This window comes from Afipia massiliensis (genome assembly GCF_014203115.1).
Taxonomy (GTDB): Bacteria; Pseudomonadota; Alphaproteobacteria; order Rhizobiales; family Xanthobacteraceae; genus Afipia; species Afipia massiliensis.
The window spans coordinates 434039-452004 of record NZ_JACHIJ010000001.1 but is presented as its reverse complement, the minus strand read 5'-3'; the positions used below and the strand labels follow the sequence as shown (position 1 = coordinate 452004).

The following is a 17966-nucleotide window of genomic DNA, read 5'->3' as shown; positions in this document are numbered from 1 at the left end:
CCAATCCGGTTGGTTTGAACAAAGATGACGAACGCGGTCCTCACCGGACTCATGCTTGGCGGTATGTACGCGCTGATCGCCATGGGTCTGACGCTTCAATATGGCGTGGCGCGGATCATGAACCTGTCCTACGGCGAGTTTCTCGTCGCGGCGGCCTTTGCGTCTTACTGGCTGTTCACAGGATGGGCTCTCAGTCCGTTGCTTGGATTGACGCTCGTCATCCCCCTCAGCTTTGGCGTGAGCTACGCACTTTACCGTGTGCTGCTCACGCCACTGGTGCGGCGCGCCCGTACGCGTGATGCACTTGAGGTCGAAAGCATTCTGGCGACGTTCGGAATGATGTTCATCGTTCAGGGCATCATGCTGGCGATGTTCGGAGGCGCTTATTACAGCTATTCGTTTCTTGCGATTCCGGTCCAGTTGCTCGGCGAGAGCCTCGCGCTCAATCGGCTGATGGCGTTTGGCCTCGCTGTTGTGATCGGCCTTGCGCTGTATCTGGCGCTGACGCGCACTCGCATCGGGACGTCCATCCGCGCCGTCGCAGTCGATCCCGCAGCTGCTCAACTGGTCGCGATCAATGTCGCTCAAACATCGGCGCTTGCTTTTGCGCTGGGTGGCGCGCTGGTTGCCACCGCCGGTGTGCTGATCAGCATGTTCCTGACATTCAGCGCCAGTTCGGGCGTTGTGTTTACGATGAAGGCGCTGATCATCGTCGTGATGGGAGGCGTGGGCAATCTGCTGGGATGCCTGGTTGCCGGTCTTCTTCTGGGTCTCAGCGAAGCCTTTGTGGCGACGTATGTAGATCCGGGTCTGACCCTCGCGGTCAATTTCGCGCTGTTTCTGACGGTGCTGCTGATCAAGCCGGCCGGTCTGTTCGGGAGGGCGCAGCGATGAGCCCGTGGCGGATCGCGCTCGGCTTGGCAGCCATCGGCGGCCTTACGGCACTGGCCTTTCTCCCATTTTTTGTGAATGCCTACTATTTGTCGCTGGCAATGAGCCTTCTCCAATTTACCGTTCTTGCAACGGCGTGGGGTATGTTCTCCGGCCCCACGCGCTACGTCTCGCTGGCGACCGCGGCCTTCTTCGGTGTTGGCGCCTATACGGTCGCGGTGCTGGGCGAAGTCCTGGCCTGGCCGCTGGTGCTCGGCATTGCGGCTGCGATCGGCGGATTGATGGCGGCGATCGTCGGCCTCTCGACGCTGAGGCTCAGCGGTGTTCACTTCGTGATCTTCACGTTTGGACTTGCCGAACTCGTGCGCCAGCTCGTGGTTTGGTACGAGGTCAACAAGACGCGCGTGCTAGGCCGCTATGTTTTCGTGGATATCACACAGAACGATATCTATTGGCAGCTTCTTGCCCTTGCGATTGTGGTGTTCGCCATCGGCTGGATCATTGCGCGTTCGCGGCTGGGCTTCGCTCTTCGCATCATTGGTGAGGACGAAACTGTCGCGCAGCATTGCGGAATCAACGTTACCATTGCCAAGGTTGCGTTGTTCACGATCAGCGCCACGGTCATGACTTTGGTTGGTGCTATCATGTCGCCGCGCTGGACGTATATCGAGCCGTCGATTGCGTTCAACGCAGCGATTTCCTTTCAGGTCGTGATCATGGCGCTACTCGGCGGCGCGCACCGGCTCTGGGGCCCGATCCTCGGTGCAGTACCGTTGACCTTGCTGTTCGAGTTCTTGTCGGCGCGCTTTCCAAGCACGTCAACTCTCGTAATGGGTATCGTCTTTCTGTTGATCGTGTATGCGCTGCCATCCGGGGTGGCTGGTTTGTGGGATCGCGTTGCCGCACGTCCGCTGTGGCGACTGACGAAAAAGGCGGAGGCGTGATGCAGGCCGCTGCGCAATTTCCCATCCTCGAAGTTTCGGCTTTGACCCGCGCGTTCGGCGGTCTGGTTGCGGTCAATGCGATTGATCTGACCGTGCATCGCGGTGAGATCGTCGGGCTGCTCGGCCCGAATGGATCCGGAAAAACGACGGCGCTCAATCTGATGTCGGGCCTGCTGCGCCCGGATTCGGGAACCATCCGCTTTGCTGGAACTGACATTGCCGGACTGCCGGCGTTTCGCATTGCGCGTCTCGGTCTCGCCCGCACGTTTCAGCTTGTCCGCGTACTCGACGGCATGACCTGTTCCGAAAATGTTCGGGCAGGGTTGGCATTTCATGGCTCGCCGCTTGCGTCCGGCGCGATGAATGATGCCGCAGCCAAATTGCTGGAACGCGTCGGACTGGGAGGGCAGGGCGAGCGGCCCGCATCGGAACTCACCTATATCGATCAGAAGCGGCTTGAACTGGCGCGTGCGCTGGCGCTGAAGCCGCAACTTTTATTGCTTGATGAGTGGCTCGCAGGCCTTAACCCGTCGGAACTGCTGATAGGGATCGAGTTGATCCGTTCGCTGAAGAACGACGGGCTCTCGATCCTGCTCGTCGAACACGTGATGGACGCGATCCGTTCGCTTTGCGATCGCTGCGTGGTCATGAACAGCGGCCGCAAGATCGCCGAAGACGAACCGGGGCGGGTTCTGACTGATCCCGTTGTCATCGAGGCTTATCTCGGGGTGGCGGCCGATGCTTGAGGTCTCAAATGTCAGCGTTGCCTATGGCCAGCATCGTGCGCTCACCGAAGCCTCGCTGAATGTTGGCGACGGAGAAATCGTCGTCATTCTTGGCGCGAACGGCGCGGGCAAGACCTCGCTGATGAAGGCTATCGCGGGCATTACCCCATGCCTTCCCGGCAAGAGCGTCAGACTTTCCGGCCGCGATCTTTCCAGCCTTCCGGCGCACGAGATCGTGGAGGCGGGCCTCGCGTCGGTCCCGGAAGGGCGGGGTATTTTCGGGGAACTGACTGTTGCCGAGAATTTGTTGCTCGGCGCCAATCCGAAGCGAGCGCGCGATGGCGAGGCGGCGCGCCGCAAGCAGGTGTTGTCGCTGTTTCCCCGTCTCGGCGAACGACTGTCTCAAACTGTTCGCACCATGAGCGGTGGTGAGCAGCAAATGGTCGCGATCGGCCGCGCGCTGATGTCGAACCCGGACATCCTGCTGCTTGATGAACCCTCGCTTGGCCTGTCACCTTTGATGGTCCGGGAGTTATTCGCGTCGCTCAGACAGGTGCGCGCGGCAGGTGTCGGCCTGTTGCTGGTCGAGCAGAACGCGCAGGAGAGCCTTGCGCTCGCCGATCGCGGTTATCTCATCGAGAACGGAAAGATCGTCGGCAGCGGCACGGCGTCGGCCCTGAAGTCCGATCCGGCGGTGCGGCGCGCTTATCTTGGCGGTCTTCCGTCCAGCACGGCATGACGGAGCGCCTCAAGAAATCACAGAGGGAAGCTGAAATGAATCAGATTAATCTGTTGCTCGAGAACCGGGATGTTCAGGCAGTCGATGGCGTGACCTTCGACCGGCTCAATCCGATAACAGGCGATGTGGCCACGCGCGCTGCCGCGGCGAAGATCGCAGATGTCAGGAGGGCAGCCGACGCCGCTGCTGCGGCCTTTCCGTCGTGGTCGGCAACCGGTCCGAGCCAGCGCCGCGCGATCCTGCTGAAAGCGGCGGATGTACTGGCGAGCAGGACTCCCCAATTCGTTGAGTTGATGGCTGCGGAAACTGGCGCGACCGCTGGCTGGGCGGGGTTCAATGTCAACCTTGCCGCTGGCATGCTGCGCGAGGCAGCGTCGATGACGACGCAGATTTCCGGCGAGGTGATCCCCTCCGATAAACCCGGATGTATCGCAATGGCGATCCGCCAACCAGCCGGCGTGGTGCTCAGCATTGCACCCTGGAACGCGCCGGTTATCCTCGGCGTGCGCGCAGTGGCGTTGCCCCTGGCTTGTGGAAATACGGTTGTCCTCAAAGCGTCGGAAATCTGCCCCGGCACGCACCGGCTCATTGCCGAATGTCTGCGCGAGGCAGGCCTGCCGCCGGGTGTGCTGAATGTCATTACAAATGCGCCGGAAGATGCACCAGCGCTCATTGATGCGCTGATCTCCCATCCGGCGGTACGGCGCATCAACTTCACAGGCTCCACCCGCGTGGGGCACATCATTGCCCAGACCGCCGCGAAATATCTCAAGCCCGTCCTGCTCGAACTTGGCGGCAAGGCGCCGCTTCTCGTGCTGGACGATGCCGACATCGACGCGGCAGTCGCGGCCGCAGCATTCGGCGCCTTCATGAATCAGGGACAGATCTGCATGTCGACCGAACGAATTGTCATCGATACGAAAGTCGCTGACGCGTTTGTCGCCAAACTCGCCGCCAAGGCAGGAACGCTCGTGGCGGGCGATCCACGCACGGGAAACATGCCGCTTGGATCGCTGATCGGCATTGAAGCCGCAAGCCGGATTCAGGGCTTGATCAAGGATGCGGTCGGGAAAGGCGCGCGGGTCGTTGCGGGCGGGAAGGTCGATGGCACGCTGATGTCAGCGACGGTGATCGATCATGTCACGTCGACGATGCGGATTTACGGCGAGGAGTCATTTGGCCCTATCGTAACGGTCGTCCGGGTCAACGGCGTGGACGAGGCCGTGCGGGTTGCGAACGACACCGAATATGGATTGTCGGCCGCGGTCTTTGGCCGCGACATCGCGCGCGCGTTCGATGTCGCAAAGCGGATCGAGTCCGGCATCTGTCATGTCAACGGACCGACGGTGCACGATGAAGCCCAGATGCCATTTGGCGGCGTCAAAGCGTCAGGCTATGGGCGCTTCGGAGGCAAGGCGGGTATCGCTGAATTCACCGAACTGCGATGGATCACGATCGAAACCGGCCCGCAGCATTATCCGATTTAGAATAATCAGGGAAGGTTCCGAAGAACAGACAACCAAAACCAGCAAAATGGAGGAGGTGCACAATGACGCGCAAGCAAGGCTCTCTGAACCCGTCGTGCGGTTCAATCAAGCGATCAGGGGCGTTAGGCGTGACGCGTCGCCAGGTGATGTCGCTGGCCAGCGCCGCAGTATTCTTGCCGCTGATCGATCGGCGCCCCGCACGCGCGTCGAACTGGCGCCCGACGAAGAGCGTTCGTCTTGTCGTTCCTTTTGCTGCCGGCGGCGCCAACGACATCATCGCGCGCGTACTCGCCGAGCGCCTGAGCGCGATGTGGGGCCAGCAGGTCTATATCGAGAACAAGCCCGGCGCAGGCGCCAATATCGGGACGACTGAAGTGGCGCGCGCCGACGCGGACGGACATCATCTCCTGATCACATCGAGTGCGATTGCGGTGAACCGCTTCCTTTTCGAAAAGCTGCCCTTTGACCCGATCGCCGACTTCGCGCCGGTATCGCTGGTGGCGGTCATTCCCAATGTGATGGTCGTCCCAACCTCCTCGCCGGCGCGAAGCGTGACCGACTTTATCGCAATGGCAAAGGCGAAGCCCGGGACATCGAATTTCGGCTCCGCCGGCATCGGCTCATCGCTGCATCTGATCGGCGAGTTGTTCAAACGCTCGGCCGGCATCGATATGAAGCATGTGCCGTATCGTGGCGCGGCGCCCGCGATGAACGATCTGGTGGGAGGGCGTATCGACGTCATGTTCGATACAGCGACCGTATCCATGAGCCAGATTCGTGGGGGCACAATCCGCGCGCTGGGCGTTTCCACGCGCGAGCGCATTCCGGCTCTGGCCGAGGTGCCGCCGATCGCCGATACCGTGACTGGCTTCGATGTCGGGTCTTGGTTTGCGCTATTCTACCCGGCGAAGACGCCGCGCGATATCGTCGAGAAAGTATCGGAGGACGTGCGGGCGGCCCTGCAGCATGACTCGGTGAAGGCCCGGCTGGAGGACCTTGGCGCTCGCGTCGCCGGTTCGACCTCGGATGCGCTCGCGAGCCATGTACGCGCCGAGATGGATCGTTGGGGAGCGGTCATCCGCGAAGCCGGTATCAAGGCGCAGGACAATTGAACAGCCCATGGACTCGCCTGGAGTAGCATAATGACGACACGAACGCCGGCGGCAACCGACAAGATAACCGTTCGCGAAGCTACAATCGATTTATTGCGCCGGCTCGATATGACGACAGTATTCGGCAACCCCGGTTCCACGGAGTTGCCGTTCCTGAACAACTGGCCGCGTGATTTCCGTTACATTCTCGGTTTGCAGGAAGCGTCGGTCGTGGCGATGGCGGATGGCTATGCGCGCGCCACCGGCCGCGCCGCCTTCTGCAATCTGCACTCCGCTGGCGGCATCGGTCATGCGCTCGGAAGCGTCTTCACGGCGTTCCGCAATCAAGCGCCCCTGGTTATTTCTGCCGGGCAGCAAGCTCGCAGCCTCCTGCCGATGCAGCCATTCCTCGGCGCCACGGAAGCGGCGAACTTTCCTCAGCCCTACGTCAAATGGAGTTGCGAACCGGCGCGCGCCGAGGATGTGCCGATGGCTTTAGCGCATGCCTACCATATCGCCATGCAAAGGCCTTGCGGGCCGACTTTTGTTTCCATCCCGATGGATGACTGGAGCGCCGAGACCTATCCCGCCGCCGCGCGCGTTGTCAGCCGCGACACGGCGCCTGATCCTGATCTGCTTGCAGCGCTGGCGCGCGCGCTGGGGAGATCGGAACGTCCGGTGCTGGTGATCGGACCGGAAGTCGATTCCGAAGGCGCGGGCGAGACTGCCGTCGCGTTGGCCGAACGTCTCTGCGCCCCGGTCTGGGTCAGCCCCTTTTCGAGCAACGTCGGCTTTCCGGAAGAGCATCCGCTTTTTGCCGGTTTCTTGCCTGCCGCACCGGGAGCGGTATCGGCGTCGCTATCTCCTCATGATCTCGTTGTCGTGCTGGGGGCGCCTGTCTTCACCTTTCATGTTGCCGGCGATTGCGCGCTGTTCAGGAGCGATACGCCGCTCTTCCAAATCACGACAGATGGCGAGGCGGCCGCAGCCGCGCCGATCGGGACGGGCATCGTCGGCAGTTTGCGTCTCGCGCTGCCCGCGATTATGGCGCTCTTGCCCGCGCGCAACCGCGTCGCGCCATCGCAACGCCCCTTGCGCGAGATACCGCTGGCACGCGACCCCATCCCTGCCGAGTATTTGATGCATATGATCTCTGCGACGATGCCGGCCGGCGCCATCATTGTGGAAGAGGCACCATCGCATCGGCCCGCAATGCACGAGCATCTGCCGATCCGCGGCTTTGGCCAGTTCTACACGATGGCGAGCGGCGGGCTTGGCTATGGGCTGCCCGCCGCCGTCGGCGTCGCGCTGGCGAAGCCGGAACAGCGCGTCATTTGCATCATGGGGGATGGCTCCCTGATGTATTCCATCCAAGCCCTTTGGACGGCAGCGCAGCATCGCCTGCCGATTTCGATCGTCGTCGCCAACAACGGCGGCTATGGTGCTATGCGCTCGTTCAGCCGGGCCTTGAATGTCGAGGCCCCGCCGGGCATTGATCTTCCTGGCATCGATTCCGTGCAGATCGCGGCCGGGTTCGGCTGCGCCGCCTCCCGAGTCCGTGACGCCGCGTCGCTTGAAGCCGCGCTGATCGAAGCCTGGCGGGTGAACGGGCCCGTTCTCATTGATGTGCCCGTCGATCGCGCAGTTGCCACCCTGTACTAGGGCTTGTTGAGTTTTCCCGTTGCGCCGCACTGGCGGACTCGGTGGCAGCGATCACAGAGCACTCACCCCGCTAGAACTGGCTAAAAAATCTAACCGCTACAGAAAACCCAACGAAATCAGTGTACACATGCCGTGTCCTCCCAATACTGGATCGACAAGGGCTCCTAAGTGACTGATAATAGATGGAAATTTAGTGTCGCGCCGATGATGGACTGGTCGGATACTCATTGCCGGGTATTTCACCGCCTGCTGTCACGCCGTGCCCGGCTCTATACCGAGATGGTGACCACGGGCGCGGTCATTCATGGCAATCGCGAGCGGCTGCTCGGCTTCGATGCGAGCGAGCATCCCGTGGCGCTCCAGCTTGGCGGATCGAATCCACGCGACCTTGCCGAAAGCGCGCGGATCGGCGAGGGCTTCGGCTACGACGAAATCAATCTCAACGTCGGTTGTCCGTCGGATCGCGTAAAGGGCGGAAATTTTGGCGCCTGCCTGATGGCGGAGCCGCAACTCGTGGCGGAGTGTGTCGCGGCGATGAAGCAGGCTGTCGCCGTTCCCGTCACAGTGAAGTGCCGCATCGGCATCGACGATCAGGATCCGGAAGTCGCGCTCGATACACTTTCACGCGCGGTGATCGCGGCGGGTGCGGACACGCTGGTGGTTCATGCCCGCAAGGCGTGGCTCAACGGATTGTCACCGAAGGAAAACCGCGACATCCCGCCGCTCGACTACGACCGGGTCTATCGCCTCAAGACGGCGTTGCCTGATGTGCCGGTCGTCATCAATGGCGGCATCACCACCATCGCGGCGGCGAAGGCGCATCTCGATCATGTCGATGGCGTCATGCTTGGCCGCGCGGCCTATCAGGAGCCGTGGCGGCTGCTGAGTGTCGATCCCGAACTGTTCGGCGAGGCGGCACCCCATGCAACGATGCATGAGGCGATCGAAGCGTTGGTGCCCTATATCGAACGTCAGCTGTCGCTCGGTACGCGGCTGCATTCCATCACCCGTCATCTTGTCGGCGCGTTTCATGGCGTGCCGGGCGCGCGCGGGTTTCGCCGTTATCTTGCGGAGGTCTGTACGAAGCCGGGCGCGGGAACGGATTCGTTGCGCGAGGCGCTTCGCATTGTCGGACAACGCACTGATGCATCGATCGCTGCGTAATTAGACCCGCGCAGGACTACGGATATCCGCGCAGCATCAGCTTGTCGGGACGGACTTCCCAGCTTTCCAACCGGTTGAGAAAGCTCATGCCGAGCAGGTTTGATTTCATCTGGCCGCGCGGCACGACCAGCGCAGGGACCGAACGCTCGACAAGTTTGCCGACGGAGAGACGGTCGAGCGTCAGCCGCGCGGCGCGAACGCGGCCTCCTGCGGTTTCGACGTCCACGCTATAGTCGAGCAACTCCAGCGGCAGACCGGCGGCCTTCGCGGTTTCATAGGTCAGAACGACGGAGGTTGCACCGGTGTCGATCACCATCGGCGTGCTCACGCCGTTGATCTTTGCCCGCAATGTAAATTCACCGCTATCGCCGCGTGCGATCTCGACGGAGCGAGTCGGCTTCGTATTCAAGGTCTGATCCGTGGCGCGGATCAGCGCCCCCTTCATGCTTGCGAATGCGACGGGATGGGACATCGAGAGCAGAAAGCCGACAGCCGACACCACGAGGACAACGATCATCAGTCCGCGCATCATACGGCACCTGTCGCGATCAGGAGCCGGTCCGGCGTCCGGACGGTGGTGCCGGAATTGGTAAGCCCGCGTCCAGCATACGCTGGTGCAGCGTGGCCATCACGGCGCGTCGTTCGCCGTTGTCCATTTTGTGCCAGCTCGCGATCTCGGGCAGGGTGCGTCCACAGCCCAGACAAAGCTTGGCCTTCGGATCGATGAAGCACACGGCGATGCAAGGCGTCTCTTGTTTCGAGGTCGCTTCCTGGTTCATGGGCGTTACTGATGGACATTTTCATCGCTCGCGCAAGGTCCTTACAAGCCGGTTCCTGCGTTCATGATCGGCTTGTAACGGGGGCGGCTTTTGTCGCCGGTCATTCCTTCCGGCGGTCGGTCGGGTTGCAATGGCGGCGAGTCGTCCCGCATCGGCGCGAGGGCCGTCATCACGCGCTCCGGTGGATATGTGACGATCACCTCGGTCCCGACACGAAGGGTCGATTTGAGCGTGAACGTGCCGCCATGCATGTCGATGAGACTCTTGGCGATCGGCAGGCCGAGTCCGGCGCCTTGCTCGGCGGATTTGATCGAGTTGGATCCCTGACCGAACGATGCCAGCACGACCGGGATCTCGTCCTCGGCGATGCCGGAGCCGGTATCCTTGACGCTGAGATATTGTCCGCCTGATGCAGTCCAGCCCACCTTGAGCCAGATTTCGCCGCCCGGCGGCGTGAACTTGATCGAATTGGACAGCAGGTTGAGGACGACCTGCCGCGTGGCGCGCTCGTCGCCCCACAGCTTCGGCATGTCCTGCTCGAATACCTCGTGAATGGTGATGCCACGGCTGGACGCGCGCAGTTTCAGCAGGTGATGACAATCCGCGACGACATGAACCAGCGCTACGGGTTCTTCGTTGAGTTCGTAACGTCCGGCCTCAATGCGCGACAGATCGAGAATCTCATTGATGAGGTTCAGCAAATGGACGCCGGAATTATGAATGTCTGCGGAATAGTCCTTGTAGACCTCGACGGCATGTGGTCCGAAGATTTCGCTCTTCATCACCTCGGAAAATCCGAGAATGGCGTTCAGTGGCGTACGCAGCTCGTGGCTCATCTGGGCGAGAAAGCGCGATTTCGAGACGTTGGCGGATTCAGCGCGATGGCGCGCTTCGTCCGAGATTGCTTTGGCTTGCTCGAGTTCACCGATCAGCGCATCTTTTTCGGCGCGCGCCTCCAGGGTCGCAAGTGTTGTCGAATGCAAACGGTGAGCGAGCAGGGCGAAGTAACCCTCCGCGGTCACGGCGAGCGCTGCAAGAATATAGTCGTCGAAGGTGCCGCGAAGAACGAAGTTCATGGCGATGGCCGCGGATACCGGGACGGTCGCGGCGAAGGCCGCGATCGGCAGGCTCGCGGCCAGCATGCTAGATACCGCAATGACCAGCAGCATCACGAACAGCATCAGTGTGTTCGAGACGACGTCGATGCCGGACGGATGAATCAGGACCAGCGTCCACGCCAATCCGTAAAGCAGATCCAGTCCCACAAAGCGCAGGCGCCATTTGCGCGTAATGGCTGGCGATGAGGATGCAACGGCAAGAAATTTCGAACAGAACCGAATGACGACGCCGTGGATTGCGAGAATACCGGCAGTCCAGACCAGCGCAGCGACGGGAGGAATCCAGAAGCTCGCCAGGATGCCGGTCGAGACAACAAGAAGAATGACGACAAGCGAAGCCGAGATGCGTGTTTGCGCATACTGCCGCAGCAATTCGTGATCGAAAGCCGGCCGGGTCCCGCTGGTCGATGTCAGACGATCGCGCGCCTCGCGCACGCGTTGCGAGGCTGCCCGGCGGCTCCGCGCCGGCATTTCCGCCGATGTTGCGGAGAGTTCTTTCCTGTCGGCGGGCTCACTCATATTTACGCGACAAATCCTGGACAAATGCGAATGATGCGCCTGGCCGCGCGCATACTCCTGCCCGCTATTTCTGGCGCTAAATCATTAAGAGGTGGCTTAAAGGTCAATTTATTCGGGTTAAGAAAGTATGAATTTCGATGCCGCCTAGTTGCGCAAACGAGAAAGGCGGCACGGGATACCGTACCGCCTCAAATCTCGGTCGTTCGCGAGACCGATATTATCGCTGGAGCCGCGCCAAAAGGCTCGATGTGTCCCAGCGCTTGCCGCCCATCTTCTCGACTTCAGAATAGAAATTGTCGACGAGCGCGGTCACCGGCAGGCTTGCGCCGTTGCGGCGAGCCTCCGCGAGACAGATTGAGAGGTCCTTGCGCATCCATTCGACGGCAAATCCGAAATCGAACTTGCCCTCGTTCATGGTTTTGTAGCGGTTCTCCATCTGCCAGGACTGTGCGGCCCCCTTCGAGATGGTGTCGATCACAGCCTGGACATCGAGACCGGCCTTCTTAGCGAAATGAATGCCCTCCGACAGGCCTTCGACGAGCCCGGCGATGCAAATCTGGTTGACCATCTTGGTGAGCTGACCGGAGCCGGCGGGGCCAAGCAGTTTGCACATGCGGGCGTAGGAGGCGATCACGGGCTCGGCTTGCTTGTAAGCCGCTTCGTTGCCGCCGCACATCACCGTCAGCACGCCATTTTCAGCGCCCGCTTGACCACCTGAAACCGGCGCATCGATGAACTGAAATCCGCTCTTCGTTGCGGCTGCATCAAGCTGCCGGGCAACCTCTGCAGAAGCGGTGGTGTGATCGACAAAAATGGCGCCCGACTTCATGCCCGAAAACGCTCCGTCGGCCCCGATAGTGACGGCGCGCAGGTCGTCGTCATTGCCGACGCAGGCCATCACAAAGTCCTGACCTTCCGCGGCGGCCTTGGGCGTTGCTGCGGCGCGCCCGCCGAATTTCTCGGCCCATGCCTTCGATTTTGAGGCGGTACGATTGTAGACGGTCACCTCGTGACCACCCTTGGTGGCCAGATGTCCCGCCATGGGGAATCCCATGACGCCGAGACCGAGAAATGCGACTTTTGCCATATCTTGCTCTTTGGATTGCTGGTGTGTTTCGGCCGGGTTTCCCGGCAGGTGGGATGGCAACAGCTATGCGAATGATGGACAGCCTTGCAAGGCCGTTGACGGCGCAGGTGACGCGCGTATGAAGGCCCGCGAGGCGGCGGCCCACCGGGGCCGTATGCTGGGAGGTTGGTTGTGGCAGTTGATACAGCTCAGGTTCTTGCAGCCCTTCGGACCGTGGCTTCGCCGCGCGGCGTATCGCTGACCGAAGCAAAGGTGCTCTCGGAAATCACCGCCTCGGACGGCAAGGTTTTCTTTTCGATCAATGTCGATGCCAACGAGGCGAGGGCGTGGGAAGAGGTCCGCGCCAGAGCGGAGGCGGCCGTCCGCGCTATTCCGGGGGTGACCACCGCAATGGTCGCGTTGACGGCCGAGCGCAAGCCGGGTGCGGCAGCTCCGGCGCAAGCTTCGCACTCGCATGGTGTGAAGCCTGTGGCGCAGCACAGGCCACACGGCGCACCGGCGGATTCTCCGATGGGCAAGCAGGCCTCCATTCCGGGCATCAGCTCCATCATCGCAGTGGCGTCGGGCAAGGGTGGTGTCGGTAAATCCACCACGGCGCTCAATCTTGCCCTGGCGCTACGCGACCTAGGCCTGCGCGTCGGCCTTCTCGATGCCGATATTTACGGTCCGTCGGTGCCGCGCCTGACCGGGGTGCGCGAAAAGCCAACACTCAACGACGCCAAGAAAATGGTCCCGATTGTGCGCTTCGGGCTGCCGCTGATGTCGATCGGTTTTCTGGTCGAAGAAGAGACCGCGATGGTCTGGCGCGGACCAATGGTCATGTCCGCGATCCGGCAGATGCTGTGGGATGTCGCCTGGGGTGAACTGGACGTCCTTGTGGTGGATATGCCGCCCGGTACGGGGGATGCACAATTGACGCTGGCCCAGCAGGTGCCACTCCGGGGCGTGGTGATCGTTTCCACGCCGCAGGATCTGGCGTTGATCGACGCACGGCGGGGGATCGCCATGTTTGACAAGGTCAACGTGCCCACCCTCGGGATCATCGAGAACATGAGTTACTTTCAATGCCCCGAATGCGGCACGCGCTCCGATATTTTTGGACATGGCGGAGCCCGGCATGAGGCTGAACGGCTCAAGGTGCCGTTTCTGGGCGAAGTCCCGCTGCACATGTCGATCCGGACGTCGTCGGATGCCGGCACGCCGGTGGTCAACAGCGAGCCGGACGGCGTTCACGCAGCGATTTACCGCTCTATCGGCGCGGAAATCAAAAGGCAGGTTGTGGGCGCGGCAGCGGCGGTCTGATGATCTCAGAATGCCTCGTTTTATGGTGGTTTGAGGCCTTATTCGACTTTGGTTTAATGCCCGCAGGAAGCAGTGCTACTGCATTTTCCGCCGGTCAACTTCCGTGCTAGAGACCGCCCCAGAGGGATTTCAAAAAGAAACGCCCCCAAAAGGAGATGCCAATGAAGCGTCGTGATTTTTTGAAAGTAACTGCGGCCGGAGCAGCAGCAACTGCGGTTGCCTCGCCGGCCATTGCCCAGTCCTCGCCTGAAGTTAAGTGGCGCCTGGCGTCCAGCTTCCCGAAGTCGCTCGACACCATTTACGGCGGTGCTGAGCAGCTCTCGAAGTACGTCGCCGAGATGACTGACAACAAGTTCCAGATTCAGGTGTTTGCCGCGGGCGAACTGGTTCCGGGTTTGCAGGCTCTTGACGCGACCTCCAATGGCACGGTCGAAATGAGCCACACGGTTTCCTACTACTATGTCGGTAAGGATCCCACCTTCGCGATCTTCGCATCGGTGCCGTTCGGCTTGAACACCCGCATGCAGAATTCATGGCTCGATCAGGGTGGCGGCAACCAGCTGGCCAACGAGTTCTACAAGAAGTACGGCGTGATCGGCATGCCTTGCGGCAACACCGGCACACAGATGGGCGGCTGGTTCCGTAAGGAGATCAAGACGGTCGCTGATCTTCAGGGCTTGAAGATGCGCATCGGCGGCATCGCTGGGCAGGTGCTGGCCAAGGTCGGCGTCGTTCCGCAGCAGCTTGCCGGCGGCGACATCTATCCTTCGCTGGAAAAGGGCACGATCGATGCGGCCGAGTGGGTCGGTCCGTATGACGACGAAAAGCTCGGCTTCAATAAGGTCGCGAAATACTATTACTATCCAGGCTTCTGGGAAGGCGGACCGACGGTCCACGCGTTCACCAACCTCGAGAAGTTCAACGCGCTGCCGAAGAACTATCAGGCGATTCTGACCAACGCTACGGCGCACGTTAACGGCTGGATGCCTGCACGTTACGATATGCAGAATCCCGGCGCCCTGAAGCGTCTGGTGGCCAGCGGCACGCAGCTGCGTCCGTTCACCAACGAAGTGCTCGACGCATGCTTGAAGGCCACCAACGAGTTGTGGGCCGAAATCTCGGCAAAGAACGCCGACTTCAAGAAGACGATCGATGCGATGCAGGCCTACCGTTCAGATCAGTACCTGTGGTGGCAGGTTGCCGAGTACACCAACGACAGCTTCATGATCCGGTCGCGCACCCGCGGCTGATCCCGGCTTCATCTCCCCTACGGCAAGCCCGGTCTCCGCAAGGAGGCCGGGCTTTTCTTTTGCAGTGCGGTCAAGGAAATCAGCATGGATATTCGGAAGCGCTTGTTCCATGCTGAGATCAAAGCCTCGGAAAGAAAGGCGGACACGGAAAATCACATCCAGGGAGTTATTCATGAAACGTCGTGAATTTATCAAAGTCGCGGGTATAGGCGCAGCCGGTGCCGCGATTGCTTCACCTGCTATCGCCCAGTCGTCGCCTGAAATCAAATGGCGCATGACGTCCAGCTTCCCTAAGTCTCTCGACACCATCTACGGCGCGGCCGAGGTGTTTTCGAAAGCTGTCGCAGAAGCCACCGACAACAAGTTCCAGATTCAGGTCTTCGCCGCAGGCGAAATCGTCCCCGGCCTGCAGGCTCTCGACGCGGCGTCGAACGGCACCGTGGAAATGGCTCATACGGCCAGCTACTACTACATTGGCAAGGACCCGACTTTTGCGATCGGGACCGCCGTGCCGTTCGGCCTGAACAGTCGCATGCAGACCGCCTGGTTGCAGGTCGGTGGCGGCGGGGAACTTTTCAACGAGTTTCTGAAGCCGCATAATGTTGTTGCGCTTCTGGCCGGGAATACCGGCTGCCAGATGGGTGGCTGGTTCCGAAAGGAACTCAAGGAGCCGTCAGATCTTAGCGGTCTAAAAATGCGGATCGGTGGCTTCGCCGGCAGGGTTCTGACCAAGCTCGGCGTCGTACCGCAGCAGGTCGCAGGCGGCGATATCTATCCGTCGCTGGAAAAGGGCACCATCGATGCGGCCGAGTGGGTCGGTCCGTATGATGACGAAAAGCTCGGGTTTCAGAAGGTTGCGAAGTACTATTATTATCCGGGCTGGTGGGAAGGTGGACCTGCGCTGCACAATCTCATCAATCTTCCAAAGTGGGAATCGTTGCCGGCAGGGTACAAGTCGATCCTCAAGTCGGCGTCGTCACTCGCGAACGAAACCATGCAGGCACGCTACGACGCCTACAATCCGCCGGCCCTGAAGCGGCTGGTGGCGAGCGGAACGCAATTGCGTCCGTTCACGGCGTCGATCATGGATGCGTCGCTGAAGGCTGCGAACGAGGTGTATGCCGAGACCTCGGCGACCAACGCCAACTTCAAGAAGCTTTATGAGGCAATGGCCGCGTTCCGTAACGACCAGTACACGTGGTGGCAGGTCGCGGAATACGGCTTCGACAGCTTCCAGATCCGGTCCCGCACGCGGACCTGATCGTTTCGCGCATAACGAAATCCCGGCCTTCGTGAGAAGGCCGGGATTTTTTGCCTGGAAAGAGATAAAGACCGCGGCCTTACTTGCTGCTCGGCGGCCCGAAATCGAGCGGCGGCATTTCCTGCTGCTGGATCTGGATGTCGACTTTGTTCGGATCGACAGTCGACAAAGCTCCCTTGTAATGCATGACCATGGCGGGGAAGGCGATCACGAGACCGACCATGATGACCTGGATGATCACGAACGGCACCGAACCCCAATAGATCTGTCCGGTGGTCACAGGCTCCATCCGCTTGCCGCTGAGGCGATCGGTATACGCTTCTTTGGGTGCCACGGAGCGCAGGTAGAACAGAGCAAATCCGAACGGGGGGTGCATGAACGAGGTTTGCATGTTCACGCCGAGGATCACGCCGAACCAGATCAGGTCGATACCGAGCTTTTCGGCTGCGGGGCCAAGCAGCGGAATGACGATGAACGCGAGTTCGAAGAAGTCGAGGAAGAACGCGAGGACGAAGACGAAAGCGTTGACGAAGATCAGGAAGCCGGTCTGGCCGCCGGGCAGCGAGACAAGTAGTTCCTCGACCCAGCGGTGGCCATCGACGCCGTAGAAGGTGAGAGAGAACACGCGGGCGCCAACTAGAATGAAGATCACGAACGCAGAAAGCTTCGCGGTGGATTCCGCAGCCTGCCGCGTCAGATCGAAACTCAACCGGCGTTTCATCATCGCTAGGATCATCGCACCGGCGGCACCCATCGCGCCGCCTTCGGTCGGCGTTGCGACGCCGATGAAGATCGTACCGAGCACGAGGAAGATCAGGCCAAGCGGCGGCACCATCACGAACACGACCTGTTCGGCGAGCTTCGACAGCAGCTTCAGGCCGGAAACACGGTTGATGACGGCGAGCACGAACGACATCGCGACAACAAGGGACATGGTCAGCACAACATAGTCTGCGCCGGCCTTAACGTTGGTGAACTGCATGATTTCGAGCGCGATCGCGGTGGCGCCGATCAGAACCACGAACAGCGACAGCGTCATCGTGCGGATGATGCCAATGAAAGGTTTGGCAAAAAGTCCGGTGATCACGACAAACCAGAAGCCGTGCCGCACAAGCGGATTTTCCGAGATCATGTTGAAGACGGGCGAAGTCCAGTCGAACAGTCCGAGTTTCACCACGAAGAAATAGGCGGTCGCAGCGGCGGAAACCGCCGCCAGCGGCATGATGATCGGATGCGTGGCAGTTTCGGGTTCGCGCAGGGTCTGCGCTTCCAGCGGCAGGCCGGGCGTTGCCTGCGGATAGAAAGTCGCGACCAGGAAAATGTAGAACGCATAAAGGATCGAGAGCACGATACCCGGGATAAAGGCGCCTTCGTACATGTCGCCGACGGATCGTCCGAGCTGGTCGGCCATCACGATGAGCACCAGCGATGGCGGAATGATCTGCGCCAGCGTGCCGGAGGCGGCGATCACGCCGGTGGCGACGCGCCGATCGTAGCCGTAGCGCAACATGATTGGCAGCGAGATCAGGCCCATCGAAATTACGGATGCGGCGACGACGCCGGTGGTAGCGGCTAGCAGCGCGCCGACGAAGATCACGGCATAGGCGATGCCGCCGCGGATGCTGCCGAACAATTGTCCGATCGTTTCGAGCAGATCCTCGGCCATGCCTGATCGTTCGAGTATCAGCCCCATGAATGTAAAGAACGGGATCGCCAGCAGCGTCTCGTTGTTCATGACGCCGTAGACGCGCTCAGGAAGCGCCTGAAGGAAGTCCGGCCGGAACAGCCCGAGTTCGATGCCGATGAACGCGAACAGCAGCCCGTTGGCGGCCAGAGAGAATGCGACCGGATATCCCAGAAGCAGGAATAGCACCAGCGACGCGAACATGATCGGCGCCATGTAGTGGATGAACATAGCCGCCATTAGAAATCTCTCTCGTTGAACGC

Annotated in this window: 16 protein-coding genes; 11 read left to right on the top strand and 5 right to left on the bottom strand. The window is 60.8% G+C overall.

The annotated features are described in order from the left end of the window. The first annotated feature begins 24 nt into the window (after positions 1–24). From HNQ36_RS02120 to dusA, 8 genes are all read left to right on the top strand, one after another. Positions 25–894 carry a branched-chain amino acid ABC transporter permease gene (locus HNQ36_RS02120; RefSeq protein ID WP_246395203.1) on the top strand — a complete coding sequence of 290 codons (870 nt, stop codon included), beginning with the start codon at positions 25–27 and terminating at the stop codon, positions 892–894. Beyond that, a complete protein-coding gene (locus HNQ36_RS02115; protein WP_184082298.1) occupies positions 891–1835 on the top strand; it encodes a branched-chain amino acid ABC transporter permease in 945 nt (314 codons plus the stop codon). The genes HNQ36_RS02120 and HNQ36_RS02115 overlap by 4 nt, the downstream gene beginning before the upstream one ends. Further along, positions 1835–2581: an ABC transporter ATP-binding protein gene (locus HNQ36_RS02110; RefSeq protein WP_184082297.1), complete on the top strand. Its 747-nt coding sequence runs from the start codon at positions 1835–1837 to the stop codon at positions 2579–2581. Before HNQ36_RS02115 ends, HNQ36_RS02110 begins: the two co-directional genes overlap by 1 nt. Beyond that, positions 2574–3299 carry an ABC transporter ATP-binding protein gene (locus tag HNQ36_RS02105; RefSeq protein ID WP_184082296.1) on the top strand — a complete coding sequence of 242 codons (726 nt, stop codon included), beginning with the start codon at positions 2574–2576 and terminating at the stop codon, positions 3297–3299. Before HNQ36_RS02110 ends, HNQ36_RS02105 begins: the two co-directional genes overlap by 8 nt. A gap of 35 nt (positions 3300–3334) precedes the next feature. Continuing rightward, a complete protein-coding gene (locus tag HNQ36_RS02100) occupies positions 3335–4786 on the top strand; it encodes an aldehyde dehydrogenase (RefSeq protein WP_184082295.1) in 1452 nt (483 codons plus the stop codon). A gap of 128 nt (positions 4787–4914) precedes the next feature. Next, entirely contained in the window at positions 4915–5898 is a 984-nt protein-coding gene (locus HNQ36_RS02095) for a tripartite tricarboxylate transporter substrate-binding protein (RefSeq protein ID WP_184082294.1), read from the top strand. Between the two features lie 30 nt (positions 5899–5928). Continuing rightward, a complete protein-coding gene (mdlC, locus tag HNQ36_RS02090; protein ID WP_184082293.1) occupies positions 5929–7539 on the top strand; it encodes a benzoylformate decarboxylase in 1611 nt (536 codons plus the stop codon). Between the two features lie 168 nt (positions 7540–7707). Continuing rightward, positions 7708–8703: a tRNA dihydrouridine(20/20a) synthase DusA gene (dusA, locus tag HNQ36_RS02085; RefSeq protein WP_184082292.1), complete on the top strand. Its 996-nt coding sequence runs from the start codon at positions 7708–7710 to the stop codon at positions 8701–8703. A 16-nt stretch (positions 8704–8719) separates the two neighbouring features. Here the strand turns inward: dusA and HNQ36_RS02080 are convergent, their stop codons facing one another. From HNQ36_RS02080 to HNQ36_RS02065, 4 genes are all read right to left on the bottom strand, one after another. Further along, positions 8720–9148: a TIGR02281 family clan AA aspartic protease gene (locus HNQ36_RS02080; protein ID WP_430641346.1), complete on the bottom strand. Its 429-nt coding sequence runs from the start codon at positions 9146–9148 to the stop codon at positions 8720–8722. Positions 9149–9251: 103 nt separating this feature from the next. Next, complete coding sequence (locus tag HNQ36_RS02075) at positions 9252–9482, bottom strand: DUF1289 domain-containing protein (protein WP_184082290.1); 231 nt, start codon at positions 9480–9482, stop codon at positions 9252–9254. A 41-nt stretch (positions 9483–9523) separates the two neighbouring features. After that, positions 9524–11119 carry a sensor histidine kinase gene (locus HNQ36_RS02070; protein ID WP_184082289.1) on the bottom strand — a complete coding sequence of 532 codons (1596 nt, stop codon included), beginning with the start codon at positions 11117–11119 and terminating at the stop codon, positions 9524–9526. Between the two features lie 217 nt (positions 11120–11336). Further along, positions 11337–12254 (bottom strand): NAD(P)-dependent oxidoreductase, encoded by a 918-nt coding sequence (locus HNQ36_RS02065; protein ID WP_283813998.1) that lies wholly within the window; start codon positions 12252–12254, stop codon positions 11337–11339. A gap of 123 nt (positions 12255–12377) precedes the next feature. Here HNQ36_RS02065 and HNQ36_RS02060 point away from each other — a divergent pair, with 123 nt between their 5' ends. The 3 genes from HNQ36_RS02060 (at position 12378) to HNQ36_RS02050 (ending at position 16019) form a co-directional block, all read left to right on the top strand. Continuing rightward, positions 12378–13508, top strand: coding sequence for a P-loop NTPase (locus HNQ36_RS02060; RefSeq protein WP_184082287.1), 1131 nt, complete (start codon positions 12378–12380; stop codon positions 13506–13508). Between the two features lie 161 nt (positions 13509–13669). Then, positions 13670–14758 (top strand): TRAP transporter substrate-binding protein, encoded by a 1089-nt coding sequence (locus tag HNQ36_RS02055; RefSeq protein ID WP_184082286.1) that lies wholly within the window; start codon positions 13670–13672, stop codon positions 14756–14758. Positions 14759–14930: 172 nt separating this feature from the next. Then, positions 14931–16019 carry a TRAP transporter substrate-binding protein gene (locus HNQ36_RS02050; protein ID WP_184082285.1) on the top strand — a complete coding sequence of 363 codons (1089 nt, stop codon included), beginning with the start codon at positions 14931–14933 and terminating at the stop codon, positions 16017–16019. 79 nt (positions 16020–16098) lie between these two features. On the opposite strand, the gene HNQ36_RS02045 is transcribed toward HNQ36_RS02050, so the two are convergent. Continuing rightward, complete coding sequence (locus tag HNQ36_RS02045; RefSeq protein WP_184082284.1) at positions 16099–17943, bottom strand: TRAP transporter large permease; 1845 nt, start codon at positions 17941–17943, stop codon at positions 16099–16101. Between the last annotated feature and the right edge of the window lie 23 nt (positions 17944–17966).